We start from the raw sequence: 5,797 nt of genomic DNA, 5'->3' as shown, positions 1-5,797 counted from the left end.
GTATCACGGGAATTATTCCAATAAGCTATAAAGCCTCAATGAGTGAGGATTTTTATTAGCTCAAAACATAGAAGTGCAAATAATTCCTCCATGTGAATTACCCCGCCCTCATGGACGGGGCATCCCCCACCTCGCGGAGGGGGACTTCCGCCCCCTTAACCCCCAATAAAGTTGAAAATGATTTTCCTAATATGTAATTATGCAAAATTCTGATCAGCAGTGTTTGGTGTATATAGCTGGAGATGTCTCAAAATATAGCCCAGTTAAATACAAATTTGAAAATAAGGAAGAGAGGACTTTCTTTTCGGCTCATGCCCTATCTAAGATATTCGAAGTAATAACGAATAGTAGCGCTGCTTCCAGATAGTCTGTTGCAGGCTCCCAATCAATCGGAGAAGAAAAAAGTAGAAACTATGAAGAAAGGATATAGGTATCTTGTTTTGGCTAGGGCAAATGAGCTCAAAAACAAGGAAGTATAGATCAAACACTCGAACGCGATATCGAGTCATTCATTAATAATATTACCATTGAAGTTATACCTAATACAGGAATAGGCCAAGCAATAGCGGTGGACGAAAACGGAATACCGAAACAAGAGAAAGAAAGCCCTCGTTATTCTAAATCAAGAAATCCGGTTTTTATCTTTAATGTTATTAGAATATCTGAAGGATGAGTTCTTAATTATCTCTTATAATGCCATTATAAAGACGGCAATAGCTTGGATGAATTAAGAACCAACGAAAAATTATGCGATATTTCTAAGTTGGTGGAACTTGTTTATAAATTGAAATCTGAATAATGCTTAAAAATTACTTTAAGGAGGCGAATAAAGTGATGCCGGGGTGGCCGAGCGGCCCAAGGCGTGGGACTGGAGACCGTGGCCCGACATCCCATCCCCGAAAGGGGGCCCGGGTTCAAATCCCGGCCCCGGCGCCAATCTCTTCAATCCTGTTGGTGGGGGTTTAGATGGTTTCGGCGCTGTGAAAAAGTATAATAATGCATTAATGTGGTTCTAGCCCATGAGAAAGAATATTTTAATTATAGGTCTTGCGTTATTGATTATTGGCGTAATATTGGTTGTTGTTTCGTTTTACTATATACCAAGAGAATTAAGCCCCTTAATTAGTTCCGTGAATAAAACACTGCTTGGGGAGCCTGTATCGCTAGGGCCTGGTGACGCTATTAGGATAAACGTAACCATAACTAGAGCCCCATCATTGATAATATTGATTTATAATGATTCAATGGATAGACCACTGAGCAGCATAAATACAACTACGCAATCCGCTTCTGTTTCAGGAATGTATATTCTATCATTTATAACTGAAACAAATTCCACAATTATGTTGGGACTAGTTAATAACTATACCACGCCAACTATTGTTAAGTATGGTTATTCAGTGATTCCAGCGAATTCCCTCGAGGGCGCCACCCCATTCATATTCATGTTATTCATAGGAGGTGCAATATTCATAATTGGATTAATAATTGCAATAATAGGCGCATTAATTAAGCCCCGTTCAAGGCCGTCTCCAAACATGAATCAGTAATTCCATGGGAAATAGGTAAGCGTAAGGAATTCAATAAAACAGGGATTAGGGATCCCCTTCCTCTGGCATGGGGTTTCCCATTGTACTTATGGTTTGGGGAATTGGGTTGATTAGTTCCTTGGATTTGGGTTCTTTTTCCGGACATGGGATTGAGGGATCGTTAAGGAGGAGAACTCGCCAAGGCGATGACACATCAATCAAGAAGACGAGGCGCTGCACTTATTTTTGTTTTGTAGCTCTCCTTAAAGAAAAGCATCTAAGCGGGATCCTTGATAAAGGGGTAGCTCCCTGGTCTTTGGGGTCCTCGCCATTTTGGGGTTGGAGGTTAGTTTCTTGTTGTTTCTTTTATGGTTTTCCTTATTGATGTACTTGTTAATGCATCTTTCGTTATATTTAATTAGTTATTTAAATTGAGATTTATTTAAATATTTATTTAAATTAAATCTTATAGTTCCCTCATTTTATTCAAAAATTTTAAAAACTATTTTTAGTGAATTAATTACATGGATAATAAGAAAATATTTGCCCGCGAATCCACCGGCTTAGTAAAGGAGGCCGGTCTCTTGGATGCCGTTTCAATAAATATTTCAGATATGTCAATGGGGGTCGCCCTCGCGGTTCTCGGCTATACCATGATGCTTCTGCCCAGCATAGAGGGCGTTAACCTAATTATTTCGNCTATAATTGCCTTTGCACTATCTATTCCGCAAATAATAGTATATACTATACTAGTGACTAAGATGCCTAGGGCCGGAGGAGATTACATTTGGTTATCACGCGCGTTCGGGGGTGCCATAGGGGGTTCACTGGCTTTAGCGTTCGTAGTGGAGTCCCTGGCATACTTTGCATTGGTTTCCCTATCAGCCTCGCCGACGCTCTATAGTTCACTTCTCGCAATTGGAGTAAATGTGCCATTCCTGACAAGCACGCTTGGCACAATACTGATTGGAGTCACATCATTTGCGGCAATAGTGTTAATCAATATTTTTAAGCCAAGATACGGATTCCGCTTAATAACTGCCCTCACATTGGTGTCGCTAGTTGCATTAATAGCTGCAATAATGATCTACATAATCGCCGGTAGAACTAACCTAGTTAATGCAGTTAACTCGTTGCTGCCCAATGGCTATAATTATCAAAGCCTTGCCGGTTCATATAAAGGTTCAACCTTTAACCTATTTAATACCATAATGATGATCCCATTCTTCGCCATATTCATTTATCCCTGGATACAGGCCGGGCCATCCATTTCATCAGAGATAAGGGGTAAAGGGGCATTGAAACTCAATGTAGTGCTTGCATCCGTGATAACATTCATTTTATTGACTATGGCGATAGCCTCCATGTATTATGGCCTAAGCTATCCATTTGTCACTGTTGCCTTATCTAATCCAAATGTTAATTACGCAATTAATTTCTGGACAGTGGCGATAGCTGCTGCCAATAATCCAATTATATCATGGCTATTAATCATTGGATCCTTCACTTGGGAGATAGCGGTATTAGCATATGGAGTGGTCGTAGTGGCGAGGTACATAATGGCCATGGGACTCGACCGNTACTTGCCTGAGGTCATGTCATATGTTAGCCCCCGGCTTCACTCACCTATTGCTGCCCATATCATGGATCTCGTGATAACCACTATATTGATAATTGCGGCCGCGTATTTTTATGGAACATTCACTGCGCTATATGGAGCCGTGGTTGCAGCAATGATTTATTACTTGGCTGTTGGTGCAGCTGCCGTGAAGCATGGGTTACGCGATGGCAATAAATTACTAATGATCGCCGGCGCCTTAACATCAATAGTATTCGCATTCATAACTTATCAATTCCTTGAGTATCCCAGCATATGGGGCGGTAATTGGTTAGCTTATGGCGTGGAGATAGCCACATTCATAGCTGGGCTAGGCATATATGCCGCAATGCGTAGGCATTACTCCAAGAAGGAAGGCATAGATATATCGCTTGCCTATAAGGAGATCCCTCCAGAGTGAATTAAATCATTTAATTCTTTCTTTAATTCCTTTTTCTCCTCATCCGTCAAAGTCCTAAGCGGTTCCTTGACATCCCCCAATTCATATCCCCTAAGTACTGAGGCTGCCCAGTAATAAGCTGCCGGGGTGGGGTACTTCTTTATTATATCGCGTACCTTAGTTATTGAGCGTTGAATATCCATGGCCTTGCTAAGATTGTTTGCATCATACTCCCTAAATAGCTTCACCTCTAGCTCTGGAACCACGTTAGCCATAGCGGATACAGCCCCGTGGGCCCCAACAACTAGGGATGGAAGTATGGCGTGATCAGCACCATTAAACACCTCAAGCCCTAGATCCACAAAGCCAGCCACTTGCCCAATATCTCCAGTGCTATCCTTTACTCCAATTATTATTCCCCGCATTTGAGCAGCGTGGCTTGGAGTCACATTGAATCCACTGTTTTGCGGTATGTTATAGATATATACAGGTAAACCAGCGACTTCCCTTATCTTATTGTAATACCTAATCAGAGTAGTTTCATCTGGTTTATAATATATTGGAGGCACCGACGCCACTGCATTAAATTCAAGCCTGGCTGCATCCCGCGATACATTGATTACGTCATCGATCACTGCCGCACCAACGTGAGCTATCAATTTCTTTCGTCCTGCCACCTCCTTAACTATATTCATTACTTCCCTCTTTTCATCGGTGGACATAACCATGCCAAGGCCCGTGGTTCCCAATAAGAAGAATCCATCAACCCCAGCCTTAATTAATGATTCGACGTGATTGATTAATCCCTCCTTATTTAGCCTACCATTTAAGAAAGGAGATGATAATGCAACTAGTACTTCATTCATGTGTTGCCACATTATGGGACTTATTTATTTCTTTCGTATATCTATTGAAAATGGTACCAAGTCCCCTTTCGGTGAAGACTTATGAATGTAGCCCCAGTGCTCTAAGGGTTTTTCTTATAGTATGGCCAATAGATCACGATATGCCAGTTAATTTTACAACCTATGTATCATTCTTTTTCCCTATTAATGGGAGTTCTCATGAGGGGGACGAAGCGATTTATTCCCTTCAGGGCAGGAAGATGTCGTGGGAATTGGGGGCAACTTTTTAAGCATATCACCGTAATGATTTTTTGGCAATGCATGTAGATATTGCTGGAAATGTGATTAATTCAATAGCAATGGAATGCATCGATGGCTCTATCGAGAGGCATCGATTCAGTAGTGGAGTGCGATACATATTGAGGAGTTATAATGATGGGTCGGAAGTACATGTAATAGGCAAGAACAATATGATATTCATTGAAATATGGGATGTGAATAAGTATGCTTTTCCCCTCGTGGTTCTGAGGTATAAGGCATCATCAATGGATGTGTTGAGCGCGGCATATACTGCTTGTTACGCGCATGAATTGCTTCAGGGAAAAATAAGCGAGGAGCGCATGGAAGCATTGATTTGATGATAAAACGAACGACAAACCTCGCCCTTCACGGTAGACCCAAAATCGTATTACAAAAAATAATTCTGACAGGATAATTATTGAATCATAAAAGATAAAGAAATATTTAAGAGTATTAAGAGTTCAAGTGTAGAAAGGTTTAAGGTGAGGGAGATGCGGTATTACCACGTGTAGGAGAGCAAGATGGTAACACCAATTCTCCCTCACCAAAATAATATTCAACATAGGATATAAATTACTTCCCTTGTTAGACTTCAAGGGAAAGAAAGGAGAAGAGGTAGCAAAAACCCTCATCTCAGCGTGTTTATGGAACGATTCAGTAGAAAGTAAGTCAAGAGCGCATGACGTATCCCCACAGACCGTGAGGAATTACGTAGAGAAACAAAGGATGGAAGTGATTCAAAAGCTATTGGAAAGGGCTAGGAAAATATCCTTAGAAGTACTGTTCAGGGCGGGGTAAAAGCTTAAAAACCTCTTACTATTCCTCCTTAGGATGCCCTCCCCCGGTCAATTTCTTGGGAATGGGGAGCGGGGGCCGACCCCGCAATACCGGGAGAGGACATCAAAGAAATTAAACACAATAAGAGAACCATCGTGGTTCGCCTCCTACCAAACGGCTTCCAAGAAAGAAAACTCAGAAGACTAGCCGACATCTCTGCTAAGCTATTTAACGAGGTTAATTATGAGAGGAGGCAGCAATTCTTCCGCGGTGAAAAAGTGGATTTCGAGGGAACGTGGGATAAATGCTACGAGAAGTACAAGGAAGAATTGGGGGTCAATGCACAAGC

6 protein-coding genes, 1 tRNA gene and 1 pseudogene are annotated in these 5,797 nt (G+C 41.5%); 7 read left to right on the top strand and 1 reads right to left on the bottom strand.

Going from position 1 to position 5,797, the window contains the following annotated elements:
* Positions 1-836: 836 nt before the first annotated feature.
* From AT710_08985 to AT710_08975, 3 genes are all read left to right on the top strand, one after another.
* A tRNA-Ser gene (locus tag AT710_08985) sits at positions 837-936 on the top strand.
* A gap of 83 nt (positions 937-1,019) precedes the next feature.
* Entirely contained in the window at positions 1,020-1,550 is a 531-nt protein-coding gene (locus AT710_08980; GenBank protein ID KUO90483.1) for a hypothetical protein, read from the top strand.
* A 503-nt stretch (positions 1,551-2,053) separates the two neighbouring features.
* Positions 2,054-3,547, top strand: a complete 1,494-nt coding sequence (locus tag AT710_08975) for an amino acid transporter (GenBank protein ID KUO90482.1) — start codon at positions 2,054-2,056, stop codon at positions 3,545-3,547.
* On the opposite strand, the gene AT710_08970 is transcribed toward AT710_08975, so the two are convergent.
* A complete protein-coding gene (locus tag AT710_08970; GenBank protein ID KUO90481.1) occupies positions 3,523-4,392 on the bottom strand; it encodes a hypothetical protein in 870 nt (289 codons plus the stop codon). The two genes, AT710_08975 and AT710_08970, sit on opposite strands and share 25 nt — an antisense overlap.
* Before the next feature lie 50 nt (positions 4,393-4,442).
* Between AT710_08970 and AT710_08965 the strand changes: the two genes are divergently transcribed.
* From AT710_08965 to AT710_08950, 4 genes and pseudogenes are all read left to right on the top strand, one after another.
* Positions 4,443-4,661 carry a hypothetical protein gene (locus AT710_08965; GenBank protein KUO90480.1) on the top strand — a complete coding sequence of 73 codons (219 nt, stop codon included), beginning with the start codon at positions 4,443-4,445 and terminating at the stop codon, positions 4,659-4,661.
* Between the two features lie 27 nt (positions 4,662-4,688).
* Positions 4,689-5,009: a hypothetical protein gene (locus AT710_08960; protein KUO90479.1), complete on the top strand. Its 321-nt coding sequence runs from the start codon at positions 4,689-4,691 to the stop codon at positions 5,007-5,009.
* A gap of 244 nt (positions 5,010-5,253) precedes the next feature.
* Complete coding sequence (locus tag AT710_08955; protein KUO90478.1) at positions 5,254-5,469, top strand: hypothetical protein; 216 nt, start codon at positions 5,254-5,256, stop codon at positions 5,467-5,469.
* Positions 5,470-5,603: 134 nt separating this feature from the next.
* Positions 5,604-5,797: pseudogene (locus AT710_08950) on the top strand.

This window comes from Thermocladium sp. ECH_B (assembly GCA_001516585.1).
Taxonomy (GTDB): Archaea; Thermoproteota; Thermoprotei; order Thermoproteales; family Thermocladiaceae; genus Thermocladium.
Note: the sequence above shows the minus strand (reverse complement) of the source record. Positions and strands in the feature narration are given on the sequence as shown.